Source organism: Leucobacter sp. PH1c (genome assembly GCF_000633415.1).
GTDB lineage: Bacteria > Actinomycetota > Actinomycetes > Actinomycetales > Microbacteriaceae > Leucobacter.
In genome coordinates this window covers 1-24,958 of record NZ_AYMV01000049.1, presented here as the reverse complement: position 1 = coordinate 24,958, position 24,958 = coordinate 1, and the positions used below count along the sequence as shown (strand labels likewise).

Genomic DNA, 24,958 nt, shown 5'->3' with positions numbered 1-24,958 from the left:
CGGGGCCGGGCCTGACGCGTGATGTATGCCGGACGCGCGGTTCGGCGAAGCGGCTGGGCGCTCCGCGGGCGGCGCGCCTACTGGGCCGGGGCCGCGGGAGCCGCGGGGCCGACGAGCGCGGCACGCTGCTCGGCCGCGCGAACGCGCGAGATCACGCGCGTGGTGACGGGCAGCAGCACGACCTCGGCCAGCACCTTGATGCCGTAGCCGAGTGCCGTGTAGCCGAGGAAGTCCCAGCCCTCGAGCACGCCCCAGAACGCGATCGTGCAGAAGACCGTCGTGTCGACGACCTGCCCGACAACGGTGGAGGCGATCAACCGGGTGCGCAGGAAGCGCCCCGAGGTCCGGCGGCGCAGCCAGACGAGCACCCACGCGTTGATGAGCTGACCGGCGAGGAACGCGCCGAGACTCGCCGCGACGATCCGGGGCACGAAGCCAAGCACGGACTCGAACGCCGCCTGGTTCTCCCAGCCCGGCGCGGCCGGGGAGAGCTGGGTCACCCAGATGGTGAGCGAGGTGAGCAGCGAGAGCGCGAACGCGGTGAAGATCGCGCGACGCGCGGCGCGCAGGCCGTACACTTCGGCGAGCACGTCGCCGACGATGTAGACGAGCGGGAAGAGGAAGACTCCGCCATCGACGATGAACGGCCCGAACGAGAGCTCGCCGAGCTGCACGGGGCCGAAGGCGATCAGCTTCACCGCGACGATGTTCGAGATGAGGAGCAGACCGACGAAGCTCGCGACGACCACGGCGTAGCGGGCGCCGGCGGCCGCGGCGCGGGTGCCCACGGTCGCGGGGGTCACGTCGTGCTGTGCCCCGGGCGTCCCAGCGGACGCGCCCTCGGCGGACGGTGCATTCACGAGCAGCTCCCGATCACTCATCGATCTGCCCGACACCGAGTGCGCCGCGGATCATGTCCATGTTCAACTTCGCCGCGACGCGCGCACCGTTGCCTGCGGCGATGATGAGCTGCTGCGGTCCGGGCGGGACGATGTCGCCCACCGCGGAGACGCCGCGCACCGTGGTCTCGCCCCGCGCGTCGGTCACGATGAGGCCCCAGTCGTCGCGCTCGATGGGCAGATCGCCCATGAACTCGACGGGCGCGTGCCAGCGCGGGCGCACGAAGCCGCCGACCCGTGGCACGACCTCGCCGTCGGCGAGTCGCACGCCGGTCATCTCGGCCTTCTCGCCGACGATGTCGTCGATCGCGCGTCGCTCGACGCGGATCCCGATCGCCGCGAGCTGCGCCTCCTGCTCGGCTCGGATGGTCTCGGCTCCGTTCGTGAACACCACGAGGTCGGAGCTGAAGCGACTGATCAGCAGTGCGCGGGCGAAGAGGTCGGTCGTCTCGCCGATGAGCGCGAGCGGCTTATCCGTCTTCTCGAAGCCGTCGCACTCCACGCAGCTGTGGAGCGCGGTGCCGTAGTAGGCGCGGATCATCGGGAGTGCGGGCAGCTCCTCCGTGAGCCCGGCGGCGATGAGCACGCGCCGCGCGATGAACTCGACGTCGGCCGCGCCGCGGATCCCGGTGCCGCGGACGCGGAACCCGATCCCATCGGGGAAGCCGGCCGCGAGCGCCTCGTCGGCGGTGAGCGGAGTCACTTCCCGGGTCATCGCCTGCGCGAAGATCGCCGAGGGGTATGCCTCGAACTCCTCGCGGCCGAGGCGCCGCAGCTCGAGCGGCGACGCCCCGTCGCGGGTGAGGAAGCCGTGCGACTGCAGCGTGGCCGAGTGCCTGGGCCGGTTGCTGTCGAGGATCGCGATGCGCCGATTCGCGCGCACCAGCTGCAGCCCGGCGGACAGGCCGGCGGGGCCTCCGCCGATGATCGCGACGCCGATCGGCGCCACGGGCTCACGCTCCGTCACAGCGACTCCTCTCGATTCCTACTCGCCCGCCGTCGCGGCGAGGTGTGCGGCCAGCTTCCGCAGCCGGGCCAGGGTCTCCTCGCGCCCGATGAGCTCAAACGACTCGAAGAGGGGCGGCGACACGCGGCGGCCCGAGGCGGCGACGCGCAGTGCACCGAACGCCACGCGGGGCTTGAGCCCGAGGCCCTCGATGAGCGCGTCCTGCAGCGCGTTCTGGATCCGCTCCGTGGTCCACTCCGCCGCTTCGATGCGCTCGAGCGCGGCGAGGCCGGCCTCCAGCACCTGGGGCGCATCGGCCTTGAGCGACTTCAGCGCATCGTCCTCGTAGCTCAGCGCATCGGCCGTGGTGAAGAGGAAGCCCATCATGGGCGTCACCTCGGAGAGCACCGTCACGCGGCTCTGCACGAGCGGCACCGCGCGGCGCACGATCTCGAGCTGCTCCGCGTTCGGCTCCACGGGAAGCGCGCCGCCCGCGATGAGGTAGGGCAGGATCCGCGCCCCAAAGTCCTCCTCGGAGAGGAGTCGGATGTGGTCTGCGTTGATCGAGTCGGCCTTCTTCTGGTCGAAACGGGCCGGGTTCGGGTTCACGTCGCGCACGTCGAACGCGGCGATCATCTCGTCACTCGTGAACACGTCGCGATCCGAGGAGAGCGACCAGCCGAGCAGCGACAGGTAGTTGAGCAGCCCCTCGGGGATGAAGCCGCGCTCGCGGTGGTGCAGCAGGTTCGACTCGGGATCGCGCTTGGAGAGCTTCTTGTTCCCCTCGCCGAGCACGTAGGGCAGGTGGCCGAACTGCGGGATCGCCGCCTCGATGCCGAGCTCGACGAGCGCGCGGTGGAGCGCGATCTGCCGAGGCGTCGACGAGAGGAGATCCTCGCCGCGGAGCACGTGGGTGATGCCCATGAGCGCGTCGTCGACGGGGTTCACGAGCGTGTAGAGGGGCGCGCCGTTCGGGCGCACGACGACGAAGTCGATCGTCGATCCCGCGGGGAACGTGATGTCGCCGCGGACGAGGTCGGTGAAGGAGAGATCGACGTCCGGCACGCGGAAGCGGAGCGCGGGCTCGCGGCCCTCGGCGCGGAAGGCCGCGCGCTGCTCGTCACTCAGATCGCGGTCGAAGTTGTCGTAGCCGAGCTGCTTCGGGCGGCCGGCCGCCTCGTTGCGCGCGTCGATCTCCTCGGCGGTCGAGTAGCTCTCGTAGAGGTGCCCCGCCTCGCGGAGGCGCTCGATGATGCCCTGGTAGATCTCACCGCGCTGCGACTGGCGGTACGGGCCATGCTCGCCGCCCGCGTCGATCCCCTCGTCCCAGTCGAGGCCGAGCCAGCGGAGGGAGTCGAGGATCTGGCCGTAGCTCTCCTCACTGTCGCGCGCGGCATCGGTGTCCTCGATGCGGAAGACGAAGGTGCCGCCGGTGTGACGCGCGTAGGCCCAGTTGAAGAGGGCGGTGCGCACCATGCCGACGTGGGGCGTGCCGGTCGGCGAGGGGCAGAAACGGACGCGAACGTCAGAGCCGGTCGCGCTGGAAAACTGGGGGGTCTCGGTGTGTGACATCAGATCTATCCTATCCTCGCGAGCGCGGGATCAGTCGAATGGTCAGGAGCGCGCCGATCACGATGCAGCCGCCCGCGATCAGCGAGACGAGCGGGAAGCCGCCGAGCGCGAAGAGGCCGCCCGATGCCGCGCCGAAGAGCGCGCCCGCAGCGTTCATGGTCGTGTCGGACTGGCCCTGGCGCGTCGGACGCTCAGCGCTGGGGGTGAGCTCGGTGACAAGCACGGCACCGGCGACGGTGACCATGCACCAGCCGATCCCGAGCAGGATGAGCGCGGTCTGGATCACAGGGACCGAGTCGCCGCCGAACGCCGTGCCGAGCGCAGCGATCCCGAGCACAGCGAAGCCGCCGAGCACCACGGGGATCGGCCCGAGCCGGCTGGTGAGCGCACCGAACACCGGCGAGAGCGCGTACATGCCCGCGATGTGGAGGCTGATCGTGAGCCCCACGAGCGTGATGCTGCCCCCGTGGTGCGTGAGATGCAGCGGCGTCATGGCCATGAGGCCCACCATCACGGCGTGGGCGATGGCGATCACCGCGATCGCGAGGAACTGGGGCGTGCGCGACGCGCGAGCGGCGGGCGCCGGATCCGAAACCTCCGCGGGAGCGGAGGTCCCGGGAGCGGCAGCCGCGGCCGGAGTCGGCGCGAGCTCTGCGAGCCTTCGCGCTTCGAGGAGCGGATCCGGGCGCAGCCCGATCCACACGACGAGCCCCGCCGCGATCTGCGCCGCGATCGTGAAGAAGAAGATCCCCGAGAGGCCGGGGAGGCCGAGCGCGGTACCGAGCTGCTCCCCCGGTCCGATGAGGTTCGGCCCGGTGACCGCGCCGATCGTGATCGACCAGACCACGAGCGAGAGGTCGCGCGCGCGGTTCTCGGGCGCCGCGAGGTCGGCGGCGGCGAATCGCGACTGCAGCTGCACCGCGACGGCGATGCCGAGCACCGCGAGCCCGACGAACAGGAGCACCGACCAGCGCTGCGCCGAGGCGAGCACCACGAGCACGGCGCCGAGCACCGCAATCGCGTTGCCCGTCGCGAGCGCGATGCGGCGACCCCGGCGCGCGGCCAGGCGGGCGAGCGGCATGCCCGCGATCGCAGCCCCCACGGCGTTCATGGTGGATCCGAATCCGGAGAGCGCGGGATTGCCCGTGATGTCCGCGATGAGCAGCGCGCCCGCGGAGAGCGAGGCGCCCACGCCGAGCCCGCCGAGGATCGTCGCGAGCGCGAGCACGAGCACCGTGCGGCGCTGCACGCGAGCGGGGGCCTGGGGCGTGCGCGTGCCGTGCGTCACCGAGGAAGCGGCGCCCGTCGATCCCGCGCTCACTTCACGTCCTCGAGACCCCAGCGGGAGCCGTCGACCGTCGCGAGGAGCCGTTTCGCGAGTCGCACCTGCGGGCTCTCGTTCGCCGTCGCCATCGAGACGATGCCGATCGTCCGGTAGCGGGGCGGATCGAGCACGAGCGCCCGGGCGTCGTCGGGAAGGGTCCGGGCCGCTGCAAGCGCGAGGCCCGGCACGAGCGCGACCGCGCCGCCCGCGGCCGCCATCGCGAGCATCGCGGGCACGTTGTCGGTCTCCTGGATGATGTCGGGCTCGAAGCCGGCCTCGTCGGCCGCGCTGAGCAGGTGGCCGCGGCACTTCTCGCAGCCGGCGATCCAGTGCTCGTGCGAGAAGTCGCCGAGCTTCGCCGTGTCGCCCGGAACTGCGCGGTCATCGGACACGACGAGCTTCACCTCCTCGCGCCAGAGCGGCACGAACGCGCTCCCCGCGGGGAGCTCTGCGGCGCCCGCGTAGTCGAAGATGAGCGCGCAGTCGACCTCGCCGTCGCGGAGCATCGCGGTCGCCGCGGGAGGCTCGGCTTCCCGGTACTGCAGGGCGACGTCGGGCGCCTCCTCAGCGAGGCGCCGCATCAGATCGGGCACGAGCGTTGCGGAGGCGGAGGGGAAGCCCACGAGCCGCAGCGTTCCGGCGCGCTCCCCGCGAAGATCATCGATCGCCGCGAGCGCCGCGTCGATCTCGGCGACGACGGTGCGCCCGTGATCGGCGAGGATCTGGCCGGCGGGCGTCAGCCGGATGCCGCGCCCGCTCCGCTCGATCAGCGGGACTGCGAGCCGGGTCTCGACGCGCTTGATGCGCTGGCTCACTGCGGGCTGGCTGAGGCCGAGGCTGCCCGCCGCCGCGGTCAGCGAGCCGGTCGTCGCGAGCGCGTGGAGGATGCGCAGCTCGGTGGAGTCGATGGAGCCGAGCGGGTCGGCAGTACGCGGAGTGCTCATGCGCCCGATTCTACCCGAGACATAAGCTTGAGCGAAGCAAACGATAAGAATGATTCTGTTTCATTATGCGTGGCGCTCCCCTACCCTGGCCCCATGCGTCTCTCACAGCACCCCAGCGACTGGGCGGCGAGCTTCGCCGCGGGCCCCGGCTACCTCTCCGCGTGCACCGCGGGCCTGCCCAGCGACGCGACGGTCGACGCCATGCAGGCGTTCGTCGCACGCTGGGCCGGGGGCGGGCTCGACGCGCGGCAGCTGAGTCGGGACGCCGAAGAAGCCCGCTCGCTCTACGCGCGGATCGCGGGGGTCCCGAGCGATCGCGTCGCGCTCGGGACGCAGGTCTCGCAGCTCGTCTCGGTCGTGGCCTCGGGCCTGCCGGACGGGGCCGAGGTGCTCTGCGCGGCGGGCGACTTCGCATCGCTCACCCACCCGTTCGAGCAGCTCCGACACCGCGGCGTCGCCGTGCGCTACGCGCCGGTTGCCGAGCTGGCCGACGCGATCGGGCCGCGCACCGCGCTCGTCGCCTTCTCGCTCGTGCAGTCCGCGTCGGGCGAGGTGGCCGACGCCGACGCCATCCGCGACGCCGCGGCGCAGGCGGGGGCACGCACGCTCGTTGATCTCACGCAGTCGCTCGGCTGGTTGCCGCGCGGCGCCAAGGGCTTCGACTTCACCGTGTGCCACGCCTACAAGTGGCTCTGCGCCCCGCGCGGCACGGCGTTCCTCACGGTGCGCACCGGGCTCGAGGAGACCCTGCATCCGCTCGCGGCGGGCTGGTACTCCGCCGATGACGTGTGGAGCTCCTGCTACGCGGGGCACACGCCGCTCGCGGCCGGCGCCGGCCGCTTCGATCTCTCCCCCGTGTGGCCCGTCATCGGCGGAACGGTCGCCGCGCTCCGCGAATGCCTCGACCGCGATCCCGCTGCGGTGCACGCGCACGCCACGGGCCTCGCGGCAGCCGCCCGAGCGCGCCTCGGGCTCCCGGAGGCACTGCCCGGACGGGAATCGGCGATCGTCACCTGGGCCGATCCCGAGGGCTCGGATCTCGCCGCGCTCACCGCCGCGGGAGTCACGGCGTCCGGCCGCGCGGGAAACGCCCGGATCGCATTCCACCTCTGGAACACCGAGGAGGACGTCGACCTCGTGGGCCGCACGCTCCGCTAGCTCCGCTGGTTCTGCGGAAGCGCCGCGTCGCGGCCTAGGCCTCGGCGAATGCCTGCGCCTCGAGCTTGTCTTGCTCGGTGGCGACGAGCTGACCGCACGCGCCGTCGATCTCCTTGCCGCGCGTGTCGCGCAGCGTGGTCGGAATGCCCGCCGCGTTCAGGCGGTCGACGAACTCGCGGGTGACCTCGCGCGTCGACGAGGTCCAGATCGAACCCGGCGTCGGGTTCAGCGGGATCGGGTTCACGTGCACCCAGCCACGCCCACGCTGGTTGAGCCGCTCCGCGAGGAGATCGGCGCGCCACGCGTGATCGTTCATGTCCTTGATCAGCGCGTACTCGATCGACACGCGACGCCCGGTCTTCTCGTAGTAGCCGTACGCCGCGTCGAGCACCTCGTCGACCTTCCAGCGACTGTTGACGGGGATCAGCTCGTCGCGCAGCTGGTCGTCGGGCGCGTGGAGCGACAGCGCGAAGGTGATCGCGAGATCCTCGTCCGCGAGCTTCCGGATCGCGGGCGCGAGGCCGACCGTCGAGACGGTGATGCCGCGAGCCGACATGCCGAGGCCCTCGGGCGACGGCGCGACCATGCGGTGCACGGCGTTCATGACGCGCTTGTAGTTGGCGAGCGGCTCGCCCATGCCCATGAAGACGATGTTGTTGACCCGCTCGGCCTCGGCGCCGTTGCCCTCCTCGCGGACGCGCCCGAGGCCGCCCTCGGCGATGACGCGGTTCGCCTGCACCACCTGATCGAGGATCTCGGCGGTCGACATGTTGCGCGTGAGGCCCGCCTGGCCGGTCGCGCAGAACGGGCAGTTCATGCCGCAGCCGCACTGGCTCGACACGCAGAGCGTGATCCGGCCCGGGTAGCGCATGAGCACCGACTCGACGAGCGCACCGTCGAAGAGGCGCCAGAGGAACTTGATCGTCGCGCCGTCGTCGGTCACGAGGCGCTTCACCTCGGTGAGGAGCGGCGGGAAGAACGCCTCCGCGATCTCGTCGCGGCGGTCCTTCGGCAGATCGGTCATCTGCTCGGGATCGGTCGTGTAGTGGTCGAAGTAGTGCTTCGAGATCTGCTTCGCGCGGAACTTCGGGAGCCCGAGCTCCGCCATCTTCGTCTCGCGCTCGGCGAGGGTGAGGTCCGCGAGGTGCGTGGCCGGCTGCTTCACCCGCGGGGACGCGAACTGCAGCGTGGGGCGCCCATCGGGCGAGGTGAGCTGCTTCCAGCCCTCGGTCTTCGGGCGCACCTGAGGGCGGCGCGCGAGGCCGCCCGTGTTGGGGCGGGTCTTGATGAACTTCGCTTCCTCAGCGCCGCGTTCGTGATTCAGCTTGTTGGGATCCACTGCACCATTCTCGCAGGTCAAACTGCGCGCGCGAACCTCCGCTCACAGCAAGCGCGAGCGGATGAGGAAGCGGAGCCCCTCCGGGGCCTCGAGCGAGAAGCCGCTCCCACGTCCCGGGATCGCGTCCACGGTGAGATGGGTGTGCGCCCACAGGGCGAACTGCTCGCGCGACATCCAGAACGGGATCTCGCGGGGTGCCGGATCCTGGGCCGCCGGATCCTGGGCCGCCGGATCCAGTTCGAGCGTGCCCAGGAGCACATCCTGACCGCCCGTGCGGAACTCGCCCGCCGGGTAGCACATGGGGGCGCTGCCGTCGCAGCAGCCGCCCGACTGGTGGAACATGAGCGGTCCGTGCATGGCCCACAGTCGTTCGATCAGCTCGAGCGCGGCGGGAGTGAAGGCCAAGCGGCTCTCGGACTCCCCCGCCACTTCGGGGCGCGCCGCGCGGGCGCCGTCGGTCTCGGACATGCGATCCTCCTCGGACATGCGATCCTGCTCGGGTGTGTGGTGGTGGGCGGGTAGGGTGCGACCGGCGATCCCGGGATTGCCTGCGAACCCGGTGATCCGTGCGCTCCGACCCGCGGAGGCCGCGGGCCCAGGAAGTGCGCTCCCGGGCCCGCGGCACGATGCCGGGCTAGGCGTTCGCGAGCCGCAGCACCACGCGGCCGTCGATCTTCCCGGCGCGCATCTCGTCGAGCACCTCGTTCACGTCGTCGAGCGGACGCTCGGCGACGGTCGGGTGGATCAGCCCGCGCGCGTAGAAATCGAGCGCCTCGATCATGTCCTGGCGGGTGCCCACGATCGAGCCGCGGATCGTGAGCCCCTTCAGTACGATGTCGAAGATCGGCGCGGGGAAGTCCCCGGGCGGGAGACCGTTGAAGACGATCGTGCCGCCGCGACGGGTCATGCCGATCGCCTGGCCGAACGCGGAGGGGTGCACCGCGGTGACGAGCACGCCGTGGCTGCCGCCCGTCTGCCGCTGGATCGCCTCCACCGGGTCCTCGGTGAGCGCGTTCACGGTCACCTCCGCGCCGTGCTTCCTCGCCAGGGCGAGCTTGTCGTCGGCGATGTCGACCGCTGCGACCCGCATGCCCATGGCCACCGCGTACTGCACGGCGATGTGCCCGAGGCCACCGATGCCCGAGATCACGACCCACTGCCCGGGCCGGACCCCGGTGACTTTCAGGCCCTTGTAGACCGTGACGCCTGCGCAGAGCACCGGCGCCACCTCGACGGGATCGGATCCCGCGGGCACGATCGCGGCGTACTCGGCGTCGACGAGCATGTACTCGGCGAAAGAGCCGTCGACGGAGTAGCCGCCGTTCTGCTGCTGCTCGCAGAGCGTCTCCCAGCCCGTACGGCAGTGCTCGCAGTGGCCGCACGCCGACCAGAGCCAGGCATTGCCCACGAGGTCGCCAACGGAGACGTTCGTGACGCCCTCGCCGACGGCCTCGACGATCCCCACGCCCTCGTGGCCGGGGATGAACGGCGGGCTCGGCTTCACGGGCCAGTCGCCCTCGACCGCGTGCAGATCGGTGTGGCACACGCCCGTGGTGAGCACACGGACGAGCGCCTGGCCGGGGCCGGGTGCGGGGACGGAAAGGTCTGCGACATCGAGGCGAGCGCCGAAGCTCGGGACGGACGCTGCGCGCATCGTGGAGGTGGTCATGAGTGGGTCCTTTCGACGGTGAAGAGGAGTGGGTACTGCTGGTGGTGTGTCGACGGGTTGCGAGTGGCGGGTCGGCGAGCCGGTTCTGCTGCCGGCCCGCCGCCCGCTCGGGTGCCGGCCTAGAAGAAGCCGTCCGCGGTTTCCTTGTAGCTGACGAGCAGGTTCTTTGTCTGCTGGTAGTGGTCGAGCATCATGAGGTGGTTCTCGCGGCCGATCCCGCTCGACTTGTAGCCGCCGAACGCGGCGTGCGCGGGGTAGGCGTGATAGTTGTTCACCCACACGCGGCCCGCCTGGATCGCCCGGCCGGCGCGGTACGCGGTGTTGCCGTTGCGGCTCCACACCCCGGCGCCGAGGCCGTAGAGCGTGTCGTTCGCGATCCGCACCGCGTCGTCGAAATCGGTGAAGGTCGTGGCCGCGACCACGGGGCCGAAGATCTCCTCCTGGAAGATCCGCATCGAGTTGTCTCCCCGGAAGATCGTCGGCTGGATGTAGAAGCCCTCGGAGAACTCGCCGCCCAGATCCGCCACTCCGCCGCCCGTGAGCACCTGCGCGCCCTCCTGACGGCCGATGTCGAGGTACGACTTGATCTTCTCGAACTGATCGTTCGAGGCCTGGGCGCCCATCATCGTGTCGGTGTCGAGCGGGTTGCCGCGCGTGATCCGCTCCGTACGCTCGACGACGGCGTCGAGGAAATCGTCCGCGATCGACGCCTGGATCAGCGAGCGCGACGGGCAGGTGCAGACTTCGCCTTGGTTGAGGGCGAACATCGTGAAGCCCTCCTTCGCCTTGTCGAAGTAGGCGTCGTCCTGCGCCATGACGTCCTCGAAGAAGAGGTTCGGGCTCTTCCCGCCGAGCTCGAGCGTCACGGGGATGATGTTCTCGGACGCGTACTGCATGATGAGCCGGCCGGTCGTCGTCTCACCCGTGAACGCGATCTTGCGGATGCGCTTGTTCGTGGCGAGCGGCTTCCCCGCCTCGGCGCCGAAGCCGTTGACGATGTTCACGACGCCCGCGGGGAGCAGATCCCCGATCAGTTCGAACAGCACGAGGATCGACGCGGGGGTCTGCTCGGCCGGCTTCAACACGATCGCGTTGCCTGCGGCGAGCGCGGGGGCGAGCTTCCAGGTGGCCATGAGGATCGGGAAGTTCCAGGGGATGATCTGACCGACCACGCCGAGCGGCTCGTGGAAGTGGTACGCGACCATGTCCTCGGAGATCTGCGAGAGCCCGCCCTCCTGCGCGCGGATCGCGCCGGCGAAGTAGCGGAAGTGATCGATCGCGAGCGGGATGTCGGCGTTCAGGGTCTCGCGCACGGCCTTGCCGTTGTCCCAGGTCTCGGCGACGGCGAGGAGCTCGAGGTTCTGCTCCATGCGGTCGGCGATGCGGTTGAGGATCAGTGCGCGCTCCGCGGGGCTCGTCTGCCCCCAGGCCGGGGCGGCTGCGTGGGCGGCGTCGAGCGCGGCCTCGATGTCCTCGGCGGTGCCGCGGGCGATCTCGCAGAACGCCTTGCCGGTGACGGGCGTGACGTTCTCGAAGTACTGGCCCTTCACGGGGCGCACCCACTCGCCGCCGATGTAGTGCTCGTAGCGGCTCTTGAAGCTGACCAGCGAGTCCGGCTGGCCGGGGGCTGCGTACACAGTCATGACGTGTCTCCTTTGACATCGGTGCGGGTGCCGGGATTCCCCGGTGATCCGAACGTAGCGAGGCCAGCGTTGCGTTCACGTTGCATCCGCGTTGCAGCCCGGTGTCGCGGGTGTTTCGGGGGTGGTCGCCCTCCCAACCAGCAGCGCCCCTCCAAACCAGCAGCGCCCCTCGAAACCAGCAGGAGAAATCGCGTATCTCGGACGAATTCCGCGGTGAGCCTCCGAGATACGCGATTTCTCCCGGGGATTCTGCGGGGAACGGCGCGCGAGGAGGCGGAACGCGAGGGGCACCGCACACAGGAAGCCGGATGCGGAGGGGCACCGCACACAGGAAGGCGGAACGGCAGGGGAACCGCGCGCCGGAGGACGGAGCGCGACCGCCGCGCGCGGCCCTCCACTAGCGGTCGGCGCGCAGCGCCTCCAGCTTGGCCACCGCGTGCGCCCGGCGCGGGGACGCCGCCGGGAGCACCTGCAGCAGGGTCTCCCACACATGCGCGTCGGAGGCCGCCCAGCGCTGCGCATAGGCGAACAGCTGCTCCGGATCGGCCCGCTCGAGGAGCGCCTCCCGCAGCGTCGCGTCGAGCTCGCCGCGCAACCGCTCCGCAACGGGAGCCGCCGAGGCGGGCAGCACCGGCCCCGCGTAGGCGTCGAGCGCGGCGGCGTACTCCCCCGCGTCGAGCCGGTCGAGCGCGACCGCCGCATCGATGACGAGGGGCCGATCGAGCGCGTAGGGGCGCGAGCGCAGGCCGAGCGGCACCGCCGCCGCCGCCAGCCAGCGCCGCAGGCGGACCAGCTCGGCCCGGAGCGTCTGCTCGGCATCGGCGCGGCCGTACACCTCCTCGGCCAGCTGCTCGGCGGAGCACCCTCCCGGGGCATCCGCAAGCGCGAGCAGGATCTCCGCGTGCCGCCCGGTGAGGGGCGCCGTACCCGCGCCCCACGCGAGCGTGGGCTCTTCGCCCCCGAGCACGCGGAGCATCGGTGCGGGATCGGATCCCTCGCGAGCCGGATCCTGGGCGGCCGGGCCGGGGACCGACCGGGCCCCCGCGGAAGCGGAGTCCACGGGCGCAGGCGCCTCCCAGCGCGCTTCGGAACCGCCGAGCTCGCTCGCTGCGGCGGGCCGCGGCGGATTCAGCAGCTCGCGCAGCCGAGCCAGCTGCAGCTCCGCCTCGATCGCGGCGAGCGTGGCCTGCAGCAGCGGGAGGAGGTGCGGCGAAGCCGCGCTGTCGCCGCCCGTCACATCGATGACCCCGAGGATCTCCCCGCTCAGCGGGTCGTGCACGGGCGCCGCCGTGCAGCTCCACTCGTGCACCGCGCGGCTGAAGTGCTCGGCGCCGAGCACCTGGAGCGCCTGGTCCAGCTCGATCGCACTGCCCGGAGCGCTCGTCCCGACCGAGTGCTCCGACCAGTCCATCCCCGCGCGGAAGCCCATCTCCGCCGCGCGGGTGCGCAGCCGCGTATCGCCGTCCACCCAGAGGAGTCGCCCACCGGCGTCGCCCACCGCGACGATGAGCCCGGACTCGCGGGCCTCGTCGAAGAGGAGCCGTCGGATCACGGGGAGCACGCTCGAGAGCGGGTGGATCCGGCGCAGCTCTTCGAGCGCAGCGTCGTCGAGCGCGGGGCGTTCGAGCACGCGATCGGGGTGGATGGTGCCGCGCTGCGACCGCAGCCACGAGTCGAGCACGAAGGCGCGCATGCCGGGGGTCGCCGCGAAACGCTCGCGCAACTCCAGCTCGGCATCGGGATCGTGCAGCGGCGCGCCCGCGGCCGTGCTCACGAAGCGCTCGTGCGCACGCTCGAGTGCCCGCCGTCGTTCACGGACGGACTCTCCGCGCTGCAGCGCCTGCCATGAGCTCGGCACCTGACCTCCTCGTTGCGGCCTGTGTTGCCTCCCGAGCGTAGCCCATGTTCCGCGCCGAGTGGCTGCGATTATCCGGAGCCCCGGCGCCTCCCCGCCGCACGGTGCGAGAGCCGGCGGCGCAGCTTCACGATCATGAGCGCGAACGAGCCGACGAGCAGCAGCCCGAAGAGCGCGGCGCCGACCCAGAGATTCGGGATGATGCCCACGATCCCGATGAACGCGATCGCGAGGAGGAGGAGCATCTCGCGCGCCTCGTTGCCGAACTGCTGCAGGCGGGCCGGGCGGGCGCGCACGACCCCGAGCTGCTGCTCGCGGAGGCCGAGCCGCGCACGCGTGGACGCGTCGATGAAGAGGATGGGGATGTCGGGGTGGATTCCGAGCGTCTCGCGGGCCCCCGGGAAGCGGTCGTCCCAGCTGCCGTCGGAAACGCGCACGCGCTCCTGCCACACGTCCTCGGGGATCTGGAACGCCTTCAGCACGAGCATGCGGACGCTCCCGTCCTCGTCAGCCGCGCCCTCAAGCACGACGTAGTCGCCGCTCGCGACCCCGAGGAGCTGCAGCGAGAGTTCGCTCATGAGGCAGACCTCGCGCTCGGTGCTCGACGGGTCGGCGAGCGTCACACGGAACGAGACGGAGTTCGGGGCGCCGAGCAGCGCGTCGAACGCGCCCTGCCGCTCGACGGTGACCGGGCGGAGGATCGCGCGCTCCCCCACCTCGAGGCCCGCGCCCATGCGCAGCATGTGGTCGACCTCGATGAGGGCCGGATCGGCGGGCGGCGCCGCATCGTGCGTCGCGCGGTAGACGTTCGCGATCACGCGGGGCGCGCGCCCGTCGACGCCGTGCGCGATCGCCTCGGAGGTGATCTCCACGTGCTGCGGGTCGCCGAGTGCGGCGCGCACGTCGGCGCCGAGCCGCACGACGGAGTTGCCCGATCGCTCGAGCAGGTCGTGGGTGCGCCCCACGGTCACGCTCCAGCGCGGGTCCGGGGCGGCGCCGGGCACCCGCGCGAGCGCCCGCGCGCGGAAGCGCGCGCCGTAGCGCGGGTCGGCGGGATCGGATCCCGCGGAGGAGCTGACCGCAGAGCTCACCGCGGAGCCCGCCGCAGCGCCCGCATCGCGGTCGACCAGCGGGTTCGCGAGTACCTCGTGGCCGCTCCCCTGGATGACGGCGAGGGAGGCCGCCGCCCCGGGCGGAGCCGCGAGCAGCTCGGCGGGCTCGCTCCCCCACGCTGCGGCGCAGACCGGGTCGGCAAGGAGCGTCCGCAGCGCGTCCTCCTGCGTGCGCAGGCGTCGCCCGGCGAGCGCGGGATCCGGATCGCCCATGACGAACGGCGCGCCGTCCGCCCCGAGCACACCGTGATGCGCGACGTAGGCATAGGCGCCGAGCAGGCGCTCGCCCGTCTCGAGCAGGATCTCCGCGTCGTCGACCCAGACCCGGCGGTACCAGGGCGTCTCCGTCGCGTCGATCGCGCGCAGCTGCGCGCGGCTGAGGAACTGGACGGTCGTCGCGGTCACGGCCCCCTCCTCGGGGAACAGCGTCGCCGGGAGGTAGCCCGCGGGCGCGAGGAACGCGGTGAAACCGACCCGGTACCCGGTCATGCGGGCGCGGATCGAGGGGATCACGAGCTGCGCGGTCTCGTCCGCGAACTTGTTCCTGAGCTGCGAGGGCGCCGCGTTCGAGCCGATCGCGATGACGGGCACCAGGCCGTCGGCGATCGCTCCGGTGAGTTCCTCGAGCACGCTGTTCAGCGTGGGCGGGATCCGGTGCGACAGCCCGAGACGCTCGGCGGATTCCGCGTCGATCGCGACGCGCGTGCTGCCGAGGCGCTGCTCGGAGGGGCTCTCCCAATCGAGCGGGTCGCTCCACCGGTCGAGGATCCGCCAGACCTCGTGCTGCGTGATCAGCACGGACGCGTCCGGGACGGTCCCCGGGTAGCTCAGCGGGTGGCGCCGCGGCGCGGCGCTCCCCGAATACTCAGGACCGTCCCAGACGTTCACGCGTGCCCCGCCCTGCGCTACGCGTCGACCGCGTCGCGCACGGGGTTGCGGAGGATCCCGATGCCCTCGATCTCGACCTCGACGGTGTCGCCCGAGACGAGCCGGCCGACCCCCGCGGGCGTGCCCGTGAGGATCACGTCGCCGGGCAGGAGCGTGAACGCCTGCGAGGCGAAGGAGACGATCTTCGCGAGCGAGTGGATGAGCTGCGCGGTGCTGCCCTCCTGGCGCACCTCACCGTTCACGCGCGTCACGATGCGGGCGTCCGCCAGCTCGGGATCGGTCTCGATCACCGGGCCGAGCGGGCAGAACGTGTCGAAGCCCTTGCCGCGCGTCCACTGGCCGTCGGCGATCTGGATATCGCGGGCCGTGACGTCGTTCGCGCAGGTGTAGCCGAAGACGTAGGCAAGGGCGTCGTCCTCGGAGACGTTCTTCGCCATGGCGCCGATGACGATCGCGAGCTCGCCCTCGTGCTCGACGCGGTCGGACACCTCGGGGCGGATGATCGGATCCCCCGGACCGATCACAGACGTGTTCGGCTTCAGGAAGATCACGGGCTCGGCCGGCGTGCCGCCGCCCGTGACGTCTGCCATCTCTGCGATGTGGTCGGCGTAGTTCTTGCCGATGCACACCACCTTCGAGCGCGGAATCACGGGGGCGAGCAGGCGCACGTCCTCGAGCTTCAGGCGGCGGCCCGTCGTGTCGTAGCCCGCCACGAGCGGATCGGCCAGGAGCTCGACGAGCTCGACCCCGTCACCGGACTCGGCCCGGTCGAGGATCCCGAACGAGATCTCGCCCTCGTGCTGGAAGCGCGCGACCTTCATCGTGCGTCCGCCGGGACGATGACCTCGAGCCAGCCGTGGCGGTCCTCGCGGGTGCCGAACTGGATGCCCGTGAGCTCCTCGCGCAGCGACATCGTGAGCTCGCCGGGCGCCGCTGCGCCGAAGTCGATCGCGAAGTCCTCGGACTTGAGCTGCTGGATCGGCGTGATCACCGCGGCCGTGCCGCACGCGAACGCCTCCGTGATCGTGCCGTCCGCGACGCCCTCGCGCCACTCGGTGACGGTGATCTCGCGCTCCTCGACGGCGTGGCCGCGATCCTTCGCGAGCTGGATCAGGCTGCGGCGGGTGATCCCGTCGAGGATGTTGCCGTTGAGCTTCGGCGTGAGCACGGTGCCATCGGCGCGGACGAGGAACAGGTTCATGCCGCCCAGCTCGTCGATCGTGTCGGTCGTCGCCGAGTCGGTGAAGAGCACCTGCTGGCAGCCGTGCTCCGCGGCGAGCTGCTGCGGGAGCAGCGACGCGGCGTAGTTGCCGCCGCACTTGGCGGCGCCCGTTCCGCCGCGGCCCGCGCGCGCGAGGTCCTGCGAGAGCCAGATCGAGACCGGCTTCACGCCGCCCGAGAAGTAGGGGCCCGCGGGGCTCGCGATGATGAGGAAGCGGGCCCGCTCCGCGGCGCGAACGCCGAGGAAGCTCTCGTCCGCGATCATGAAGGGGCGGAGGTACAGGCTCTGGTCCGCGCCGCTCGGCACCCAGTCGGCGTCGATGCGCACGAGCTCCCGCACGCCCGCAACGAAGAGCTCCTCGGGGATCGTGGGGAGCGCGAGGCGCTCGGCCGACTCGTTCAACCGGCGGGCGTTCGCCTCCGGGCGGAAGGTGACAATCGAGCCGTCCGCACGACGGTACGCCTTGAGCCCCTCGAAGATCTCCTGCCCGTAGTGCAGCACCGAGGCCGCGGGGTCGAGCGGGATCGGCCCGTAGGGAATGACCTCGGCGTCGTGCCAGCCCGCGTCCTTCGCCCAGACGACGGACACCATGTGGTCCGTGAAGACGTTGCCGAAGCCCGGGTCGACGAGCAGGGCCTCGCGCTCGGCTGCGGGGCGGCGCTCGGCCTCGGTGTGAGTGAATACCAGGTCAGTCATGGAGTGATCTCTCTTACGAAATGCGGTGGCGGGAATCGAACCTGAGCGGAGACTCAGCGGGCGGGGAGCGCCGCGATCACGGCGTCGCCGATCGCTGCGGTGGCGCGCTGTGCGGAGCCACGGACGGCGAGATCGGCGCGCACAGCGTCGCGCACGCGATTCGCTTCGGCGCAGAGGCCCAGGTGGTCGAGGAGGAGAGCCGCGGAGAGGATCGCCGCGGTCGGGTCCGCCTGCTGCGTCCCAGCGATGTCGGGAGCAGAACCGTGGACGGGCTCGAACATGCTCGGGAACGTGCCGTCGGGATTGATGTTGCCGGACGCCGCGAGCCCGATGCCGCCGCCGATAGCGCCGGCCAGGTCCGTGAGGATGTCTCCGAACAGGTTATCAGTGACGATCACGTCGAAGCGCGCCGGATCCTGCACCATGAAGATCGTGGCCGCGTCGATGTGCATGTAGTCGACGGCAATCTCGGGGTACTCGGCGGAGACGGCGGCGACCACGCGCTGCCAGATCGCGCCGGCGTGCACGAGCACGTTCGTCTTGTGCACCCAGGTGAGCTTCTTGCGGGGCCGGGCCTGCGCCGTCTCGAAGGCGTAGCGCACGACGCGCTCGACGCCCATCGCAGTGTTGACCGACACCTCGGTGGCGACCTCGTGGGGCGTGCCGGGCCGGAGCGAGCCGCCGTTCCCCGCGTAGGGGCCCTCGGTGCCCTCGCGGACCACGACGAAGTCGACGCTGCCCGGATCGCGCAGCGTCGAGGTCACTCCGGGGAACAGGGTGCAGGGGCGCACGTTCGCGTAGTGATCGAAGTCGAAGCGGAGCTTCAGGAGGAGGCCGCGCTCGATGTTCGCGTCCTTCAGGCGCGGATCGCCCGGCACGCCGCCGACGGCGCCGAAGAGGATCGCGTCGTGCTCAGCGATCGCCTGCTGCTCCGCCTCGGGCAGCGTCTCCCCCGTGGCCAGGAACCGCTCGGCACCCAGCTTGAACTCGGTGCGCGCCAGCTCGACGTCGCCGCCGACGAGGACCGCGTCGAGCACGCGGTTCGCCTGCTCGATCACCTCCGGACCGATGCCGTCGCCGGGAAGGACTGCGAGCTTGATGGTGCGGGTCACTGAGCGCTCCTCATGTGTGCGGGGACAGAACTCTCCCAGCATATCCGCGCGGGCCTCCGCGAGCGGCCCCGGAAACCACGAAAGCCCCGCCCGAGGGCGAGGCTTTCGATCCGGTGACCCCAGCGGGATTCGAACCCGCGTTACCGCCGTGAGAGGGCGGCGTACTAGGCCGCTATACGATGGGGCCGGACGCTGTTTCCCGCGCTGCGGGCTTCCCCACCGCGTTGGCAACCCGTATATCTTGGCACGGATCACCCAGTCACGCAAAATCGAACGGCGCCCGCGCGCGGCGGCCCGGCGGCGAGACCATTCTGGGGCAGTCGCCAGTGCCGGCGACCCACCCCCGGAAAGCACGAAAGCCCCGCCCGAGGGCGAGGCTTTCGATCCGGTGACCCCAGCGGGATTCGAACCCGCGTTACCGCCGTGAGAGGGCGGCGTACTAGGCCGCTATACGATGGGGCCGGACGCTGTTTCCTGTGCGGCGGGCTTCCCCGCTGCGCTGGCAACTCATTTAGTTTGCCATGCCGCCCCACCATCGGCAAACTCGGCCCGCCGCCCCGCGCGTGTCTCCGCGGAATCACGCGGATCTTCCCGGCCCTGTGGCGCGCGCCGAGCTTGCGGCGCTCGGCGGGCGCGCACGCGCCGGGGCCGGTCCCTACGCTCCGCCGCTCGGCCGGCTCGGCCGCAATCGCGACGCGCTCCAGCCGATGAGCGCCGCGAGCAGCACGAGACTCACCCCGCTCGCGGCGAGCACGGGTCCCGCCACCTGGGGCGCCGCGAACGCCGCGCCCCAGCTGGCCCCGAGCGCCGCGCCGACGAGCAGCGCGACCACGGGGCCGTCGATCGTCCAGATGAACACGTTCACGGCCGAGACGTCGCCGAGCGGCGTGGGCACGGGGGCGAGCAGGCGGAGCGGAATCGTCCCCTTGAGTGCCGCGGCCACGCGCAGGAGCACGACGGCTGCGGCGAGCACGGGCGCGGTGAGGAGCGCGCCGACCCCCGCGGCCTCGGCGGGACCGGATCCGGCACCCGGGTCCGCGACCACTCCCACGCCCACGCCCGCGCACACGAGGAGCGTGCCTGCGGCGAGGGCGAGCGTCGCGGCGAGCGCGGGCAGCAGGGCGTGCCGGGCCATGAGGGCGCCCGGGCCGCTCGGGAGCAGCGCGGGCGAGCCGACCCCGGCGGCCGCAGCGACCAGGCCGCGGCACCAGGGCTGCGCGGCGAGCGCAGCGACGACCGTCGCGGCGGCCCCGAGGAGCGCGGCCCGCAGCGGGCTCCCTCCCCCGGCGAGCGCCGAGCCCCAGAGCGCGCCCGCGGCGAGCATGCCGCCGAGCCCGGCGAGGCTCCGGCCGGGCGCGCGCACGAGCCCGAGCAGGTCCCTGCGCAGGATCGTGCCGCCGAGCCCCCGCGCCGGGCGCAGGATGAGCCGCCGCCCGTGGCGCACCGGCTCGCCGAAGCGCGCGAGTGCGGCGGTCGGGTCGCCCGTGAGCGCCAGTGCGCTCGCGGCATCCCAGTTCACCGCCTGCGCTCGCAACCGCTCCCGCGAGAGCCGTGTCGCGAGCGGGAGCGCGCCGCACAGCACGGCGAGGGCGGCCAGCGCGGGCAACAGGATCAGCGAGATCGGTAGCGCGTCCCCGGCTGGGCCGGACGCGGCACGCTCCAGGAGCGCTGCCGATGCCGACCACGGATCGGGCAGCGCGCCGACTCCCCGGCCCGCAGCGGCGAGCTGCGCGGCCGCGAGCGCCGCGAGCCCGAGGGCGACGCCGCCGCGCACGCGCGGACCCCGCTGTCCGAGGAGCAGCGCACCGACGCCGAGCATGCCGAGCGCTGCGCCCGCGCCGACGAGCGCAGCGATGATCCCCAGCTCGAGGCTCGCACCACTGGCGAGTCCGTTCGCGGCGGCCAGCGCGAGCGCCACCGCCGCCATGCCCCCGATGGCGGCACCGACGCCGGCGCCGGCCGCGAACCACCGCCCGAGCGACGGCCCGAGGAGACGAGCGCGGGGCAGGGCTGCAGTGAAGAGCAGGTCGAGCTGGGGCAGCCCGGCGCGTGCGGGCCCCGCCCGGCTTCCGAGGAGCGCGAGGCCCGCTGTGCTGAGCGTGAGGGCCGCGGCGACGCCCGCGGGGTGCGCCGCGGTCTCCGGGATCGCGGGAGCCCACGCGAGGATCCCCGCGCGCACGGCGGGGGCCACGACGATGATCGCCAGCATCACGGCGAGGTAGATCCGGTACGAGACGTCTCCCGCGCTCAGCCGATCGCCCCGCGCACGCCGCACGGCGCGCACCGCGCGGAGCGCGTCGCGATCGGCGCGAGCCGCACGCATCCGTCCGCCGAGCGATCCCGGGGGCGTCACGGCGTCCCCGGCGCCCCGCCGACGTGCACTTCCCCGTCCGCGACCTGCGCGACGAGCACGGGGTCGTGCGACGCGAAGGCGATCGCGACTCCGGCGCTCCGCGCCGCGCGCAGCGTCTCGGCGACGATGCCGCGCCGATCCGGATCGAGCCGCTGCTCCGGCTCGTCGAGGAGCAGCACGGAGCAGGGCCGGGCGAGGGTGACCGCGAGCGAGACGAGTTGGCGCTGCCCGCTCGAGAGCTCGTTCGGGAAGCGATCCGCCAGGGCGGCGATGCCGAAGCGCTCGAGCGCGTCGGTGCCGAGACCGGCCCAGCGCGGCCGCTCCCCCGCCGGCGCCGCCGCGTTCCCGCTCCACGCGGCGTCGATGAGCGCGATGTGGTCGCGGAGCGTGAGATCCGGGTAAAGCGAGGGCGGTTCGATCAGCGCCGCGATGTGAGCGCGCACCGCCCGGTCCCGCTCGTCGAGAGCCGCACCGAACAGGCGCGCCTCCCCGGCGCTCGGCCGCATGCGGCCGGCGAGCACGCGCAGGAGCGTCGTCTTGCCCGCCCCGTTCGGGCCGCGCACGGCGACGGCGCGGCCGCGGTCGAGCGCGATCGACGTCTCGGGCAGCAGCTCAGCGCCGTCGATGTCCACGCGGACGCGCGTGGCAGTCAGCACGGCCTCGTGCTGCGCCGCCTGCTCGTCCGAGGGATGCTGCGCGCCGCGGATCAGCGCGCCGCCTTGAGCGCCTTCGCCGCAGCGCGCTGCTTGAGCCGCTTGTCCACGAAGAAGGCCATGAAGAGCCAGCCGCCGAGCGCGGTGATGACCCACACGATGATCGGGGCGAGCACCCACGAGTCGACGCCGCGGATCTCGATCCCACCGCTGAACAGGGTGGCCACCCAGAGCGCGAGCACGGTTGCCACAAGGCCGACGCCGCCCGCGAGCGGCGCGGCGTAGCGCTGCGCGATGTTGAGGACGAACGGCCCGAGCAGGGCGTGCGCGAGCGTGAAGACGCCGAGCGCGACGAAGAAGCCGGTGAGGTGGATCGTCACGCCGGGGAGGGCGAAGTGGATCACGATGAGCGCGATCGCGCCGAGCACGAGCTGTGCGCCGACCTGGAACAAGAACCGCATGACACTCCTTCGCTGTGCACGGCTGGTCGCCGCTGGGATCAGCGTAGCGCAGCGTCGCCGCGCGGGCGGAACCACTTCGCGGGCGTCGAGGGGCCGTCCCACACCTGGATGATGCCCCACGCGACCGCCGCGATCGGCACCGCGAGCACCGCCCCGAGCACGCCGCCGAGCACCGTGCCGATGGTCAGGGCGAGGAGGATGACGAGCGAGTGCAGCTTGAGCGCGCGCCCCATGAGCACGGGCTGGAGGAAGTTGCCCTCGAGCTGGTTGACGAGCACCACGACGCCGACCACGAGCACCGCGTTGATCGGACCGTTGGCCACGAGCGCGACGAGCGCGGCGAGGATCCCCGCGAGGGTCGCACCCACGATCGGGATGAACGCGAGCACGAACACGAGCACCGCGAGCGGGAGCGCGAGGGGCACCTGGAGCACCGCGAGGCCGATCCAGATCCCGATCGCGTCGACCGCGGCGACGGCGGCCGTGCCGCGCACGTACGAGCCGAGCGTCGCGACCGTCTTCTCACCGGCGCGCTCGGCGCGCGCGAGGGCCGAGCCCGTGAACGGCCGGAGGAGGAACTGCCAGATCTGCGGCCCGTCCTTGAGGAAGAAGAAGAGCACCACGATCATGAGCACGAGGCCCGTCACGAAGCCCGTGATCGCGCCGACCCCGGCGATCGCACCCGAGCCGAACTGCGCACTCGTCACGAAGTCGACGACGGTCTTCTGCCACTCGGCGATCTGATCACCGCTCGGCGCGAAGGGCAGCGTCTGCACCCACTCGAGCACCTGCGTGAAGCCGTCGTGCGCCTGCTCCGCGAGCTCGTCCCACTCGTCCTGCACGGCCCACACGATCAGCCAGCCCACCCCGGTGAGCAGCACCGCGATCGCGAGCAGCACGAGCACCGTGGCGAGCGCCGGGGGCACGTTCCGCGAGCGGAGCGCCCGCATCACCGGCGAGAACGTGCTGGCCAGGATGAGGGCGAGGAGGATCGGGATCACGACCGTGCTGAGCGAGCGGAGGCCGAGCACGACGATCGCGGTGAGCGCGAGCACCACGATCACCTGCAGCGAGCGAGTGGCGATCAGGCCGAAGCCGTCGCCCCAGGCGCGCGCCGCGCGACCCGTTGCCGCGTCGTGCGCGCCGAGCGATGCGCCGCCCTCGTCCGACGCGCGGGCCCCTGCGGACCCGGGAGCGCCTCCCGTGCGGCGCTCGAGCTCCGCGACTCGCCGCGCGAGCTGCCGCTGCGCCTGACCTCCGAACATGTGTGGCCTCCCCGCTGCCGGTGTGGTTCCCCGGAGTCTACGCCTCGACCGCGCGCGCGGCGATGAACTCGCGGAGCTGCGTCGCGTCGTCGGCCATCTCGGTGACGCGCTGCGGCAGCTCGAGCAGCCCGGCGAGGTGCTCCGGCATGCCGAGCTCGACGCCCGTGGCCTCGCGCACGATCTCCGGGAACTTCTCGGGCTTCGCCGTCTCGAGCACGAGCATCGGCACGCCGGGCTCCACGTGCTCGCGCGCAACCTTCACGCCGTCGGCTGTGTGCGGATCGATGATGATCCCGCTCGCGGCGTGCACGTCCCGGATCGTCGCAACGCGGTCGGCGTGCGTGCTGGTGCCGCTCTGGAACCCGAACTCAGTGTCGAGGCGCGGGAGCTCCTGAGTGAGGTCGATCCGGCCCGTCCGCGCCAGCTCGTCCCACGCCGCCGAGAGCCGAATCGGATCCCGGCCGAGGAGATCGAAGATGAAGCGCTCGATGTTCGAGGCCTTCGAGATGTCCATCGACGGGCTCGACGTGGCGTAGGTCTCCGCGGCTCCGCGGGGCTCGTAGATCCCCGTGCGGAAGAACTGATCGAGCACATTGTTCTCGTTCGCGGCGAGCACGAGGCGGCGGATCGGCAGGCCCATCGCCCGAGCGAGGTGACCCGAGAGGATGTTGCCGAAGTTGCCCGAGGGCACCGTGAAGGACACGGGCGAGTTCGCCCGGTCGGCCGCGGCGACGGCGTCGGTGGCGCGCAGCCACGCCCAGAAGTAGTAGACCATCTGCGCGCTGATGCGGCCGAGGTTGATCGAGTTCACCGTGCCGAGGGCGTGAGCGCGCTTGAAGTCGAGGTCGCCCGAGAGCTCCTTCACGAGGTTCTGGCAGTCGTCGAAGACGCCCTCGATCGCGATGTTGTGGATGTTCTCGTCCGCGAGCGAGTACATCTGCGCGCGCTGGAAGTCGCTCATGCGGCCCTGCGGAGACAGCATGAAGACCGCAATGCCGTCCTTGCCGCGGAGCGCGTACTCGGCCGCCGACCCCGTATCGCCCGAGGTCGCGCCAATGATGTTGAGGGCGCGATCGCTCCGCGCGAGCACGTACTCGAGGGACTGGCCGAGGAACTGCATCGCCATGTCTTTGAACGCGAGCGTGGGGCCCTCCGAGAGGCCCACGAGCGTGATCTCGTCGTCGACGCGGGTGAGGGGCACGATCTCCTCGGCCACGAAGTTCTCGGAGCTGTAGGCCGCGGCGCACATGCGCGCGAGGTCCTCGCGGGGGATGTCCGTCGCGTAGAGGCTGAGGATCTCGGTGGCGAGCTCCGGGTAGCTGAGCCCGCGCAGCGCCTCGATGCGCTCGGCGTCGAGCTGCGGCACGCGCTCCGGGACGACCAGGCCGCCGTCGGTGGCGAGCCCTTCCAGCAGGATCGCACTGTACGGTGCCGGGGCCATGCCGCCGCGGGTCGAGATGTACTTCAACTTTGCTCCTCGTCGTTGGTGACGCCACCCATTCTATTCAGCTGCGCATGCCCGGGCGGCTCCCCCGCTTCTCCGAGGGTTGAGCTGTGAGCGGGCTTCATCATTACAATGGGTGGGTGCAATCCACCGATGGTGCGCACGCGGATCCGCTCGCACTCCCCCGTCGGTCGCGATCCCGCCCGACCTTCAGCCCCTCCAGGAGCACTGATCCGCATGTCTGATCCCACCACCCCCGGTGCCGAGAACGCGCAGCCCGTCGAGCCCGGCACGCCCGAGGTTCCCGCCGCGCAGGCCCCCGCCCCCGAGGTCCCGGCGGCCCCCGCCGCTCCGGCAGCCCCCGCCGAGCCCGTCGCTCCAGCAGCCGCCCCCGCTCCGGCAG

The 24,958-nt window shown here is 72.0% G+C and carries 20 protein-coding genes and 2 tRNA genes; 1 reads left to right on the top strand and 21 read right to left on the bottom strand.

Translation table 11 applies throughout. From position 1 onward, the window contains the following. Positions 1 to 77 precede the first annotated feature (77 nt). Genes U874_RS0113035 through U874_RS0113015 form a run of 5 tightly spaced genes read right to left on the bottom strand, consistent with a single transcriptional unit; the run spans position 78 to position 5,685 of the window. Positions 78 to 860 carry a queuosine precursor transporter gene (locus tag U874_RS0113035; RefSeq protein ID WP_232755925.1) on the bottom strand — a complete coding sequence of 261 codons (783 nt, stop codon included), beginning with the start codon at positions 858 to 860 and terminating at the stop codon, positions 78 to 80. Positions 861 to 873: 13 nt separating this feature from the next. Next, entirely contained in the window at positions 874 to 1,866 is a 993-nt protein-coding gene (locus tag U874_RS0113030) for an NAD(P)/FAD-dependent oxidoreductase (protein ID WP_025134973.1), read from the bottom strand. Between the two features lie 18 nt (positions 1,867 to 1,884). Further along, on the bottom strand, positions 1,885 to 3,417 hold the full coding sequence (gltX, locus tag U874_RS0113025) for a glutamate--tRNA ligase (protein ID WP_025134972.1): 1,533 nt from the start codon (positions 3,415 to 3,417) through the stop codon (positions 1,885 to 1,887). Between the two features lie 10 nt (positions 3,418 to 3,427). Next, entirely contained in the window at positions 3,428 to 4,738 is a 1,311-nt protein-coding gene (locus tag U874_RS0113020; protein WP_025134971.1) for an MFS transporter, read from the bottom strand. Beyond that, positions 4,735 to 5,685: a LysR family transcriptional regulator gene (locus tag U874_RS0113015; protein ID WP_025134970.1), complete on the bottom strand. Its 951-nt coding sequence runs from the start codon at positions 5,683 to 5,685 to the stop codon at positions 4,735 to 4,737. The genes U874_RS0113020 and U874_RS0113015 overlap by 4 nt, the downstream gene beginning before the upstream one ends. A gap of 93 nt (positions 5,686 to 5,778) precedes the next feature. Here U874_RS0113015 and U874_RS0113010 point away from each other — a divergent pair, with 93 nt between their 5' ends. Continuing rightward, positions 5,779 to 6,843 carry an aminotransferase class V-fold PLP-dependent enzyme gene (locus tag U874_RS0113010; protein WP_025134969.1) on the top strand — a complete coding sequence of 355 codons (1,065 nt, stop codon included), beginning with the start codon at positions 5,779 to 5,781 and terminating at the stop codon, positions 6,841 to 6,843. A 34-nt stretch (positions 6,844 to 6,877) separates the two neighbouring features. Here the strand turns inward: U874_RS0113010 and rlmN are convergent, their stop codons facing one another. The 16 genes from rlmN to thrC form a co-directional block, all read right to left on the bottom strand. After that, positions 6,878 to 8,182 carry a 23S rRNA (adenine(2503)-C(2))-methyltransferase RlmN gene (gene rlmN / locus U874_RS0113005; RefSeq protein ID WP_025134968.1) on the bottom strand — a complete coding sequence of 435 codons (1,305 nt, stop codon included), beginning with the start codon at positions 8,180 to 8,182 and terminating at the stop codon, positions 6,878 to 6,880. 42 nt (positions 8,183 to 8,224) lie between these two features. Continuing rightward, positions 8,225 to 8,650: a DUF779 domain-containing protein gene (locus tag U874_RS0113000; protein ID WP_029988454.1), complete on the bottom strand. Its 426-nt coding sequence runs from the start codon at positions 8,648 to 8,650 to the stop codon at positions 8,225 to 8,227. A 166-nt stretch (positions 8,651 to 8,816) separates the two neighbouring features. Beyond that, on the bottom strand, positions 8,817 to 9,836 hold the full coding sequence (gene adhP, locus U874_RS0112995; RefSeq protein ID WP_029988453.1) for an alcohol dehydrogenase AdhP: 1,020 nt from the start codon (positions 9,834 to 9,836) through the stop codon (positions 8,817 to 8,819). Positions 9,837 to 9,970: 134 nt separating this feature from the next. Next, a complete protein-coding gene (locus U874_RS0112990; RefSeq protein ID WP_025134965.1) occupies positions 9,971 to 11,494 on the bottom strand; it encodes an aldehyde dehydrogenase family protein in 1,524 nt (507 codons plus the stop codon). Between the two features lie 397 nt (positions 11,495 to 11,891). Then, positions 11,892 to 13,352 (bottom strand): helix-turn-helix domain-containing protein, encoded by a 1,461-nt coding sequence (locus U874_RS14505; RefSeq protein WP_025134964.1) that lies wholly within the window; start codon positions 13,350 to 13,352, stop codon positions 11,892 to 11,894. A 68-nt stretch (positions 13,353 to 13,420) separates the two neighbouring features. Beyond that, the gene (locus U874_RS14905) at positions 13,421 to 15,259 is read right to left on the bottom strand and encodes a hypothetical protein (RefSeq protein ID WP_157834262.1); all 1,839 of its coding nucleotides are present in this window, start codon (positions 15,257 to 15,259) and stop codon (positions 13,421 to 13,423) included. 107 nt (positions 15,260 to 15,366) lie between these two features. Next, positions 15,367 to 16,170, bottom strand: a complete 804-nt coding sequence (locus U874_RS0112970) for a fumarylacetoacetate hydrolase family protein (protein WP_025134962.1) — start codon at positions 16,168 to 16,170, stop codon at positions 15,367 to 15,369. Further along, the gene (locus U874_RS0112965) at positions 16,167 to 17,267 is read right to left on the bottom strand and encodes a branched-chain amino acid aminotransferase (protein WP_025134961.1); all 1,101 of its coding nucleotides are present in this window, start codon (positions 17,265 to 17,267) and stop codon (positions 16,167 to 16,169) included. Before U874_RS0112965 ends, U874_RS0112970 begins: the two co-directional genes overlap by 4 nt. Positions 17,268 to 17,320: 53 nt before the next feature. Beyond that, entirely contained in the window at positions 17,321 to 18,379 is a 1,059-nt protein-coding gene (locus U874_RS0112960) for a 3-isopropylmalate dehydrogenase (protein ID WP_025134960.1), read from the bottom strand. Positions 18,380 to 18,493: 114 nt separating this feature from the next. Continuing rightward, positions 18,494 to 18,566: transfer RNA gene (locus tag U874_RS0112955), tRNA-Glu, on the bottom strand. A 202-nt stretch (positions 18,567 to 18,768) separates the two neighbouring features. Further along, positions 18,769 to 18,841, bottom strand: a tRNA-Glu gene (locus tag U874_RS0112950). 193 nt (positions 18,842 to 19,034) lie between these two features. Continuing rightward, the gene (locus U874_RS0112945) at positions 19,035 to 20,702 is read right to left on the bottom strand and encodes a hypothetical protein (protein WP_025134959.1); all 1,668 of its coding nucleotides are present in this window, start codon (positions 20,700 to 20,702) and stop codon (positions 19,035 to 19,037) included. A gap of 26 nt (positions 20,703 to 20,728) precedes the next feature. Further along, positions 20,729 to 21,388, bottom strand: a complete 660-nt coding sequence (locus tag U874_RS14500) for an ABC transporter ATP-binding protein (RefSeq protein WP_025134958.1) — start codon at positions 21,386 to 21,388, stop codon at positions 20,729 to 20,731. 50 nt (positions 21,389 to 21,438) lie between these two features. Then, the gene (locus tag U874_RS0112935) at positions 21,439 to 21,846 is read right to left on the bottom strand and encodes a phage holin family protein (RefSeq protein WP_025134957.1); all 408 of its coding nucleotides are present in this window, start codon (positions 21,844 to 21,846) and stop codon (positions 21,439 to 21,441) included. Between the two features lie 38 nt (positions 21,847 to 21,884). Next, positions 21,885 to 23,111 (bottom strand): AI-2E family transporter, encoded by a 1,227-nt coding sequence (locus tag U874_RS0112930; protein ID WP_025134956.1) that lies wholly within the window; start codon positions 23,109 to 23,111, stop codon positions 21,885 to 21,887. Positions 23,112 to 23,148: 37 nt separating this feature from the next. After that, entirely contained in the window at positions 23,149 to 24,579 is a 1,431-nt protein-coding gene (gene thrC, locus U874_RS0112925) for a threonine synthase (RefSeq protein ID WP_025134955.1), read from the bottom strand. Between the last annotated feature and the right edge of the window lie 379 nt (positions 24,580 to 24,958).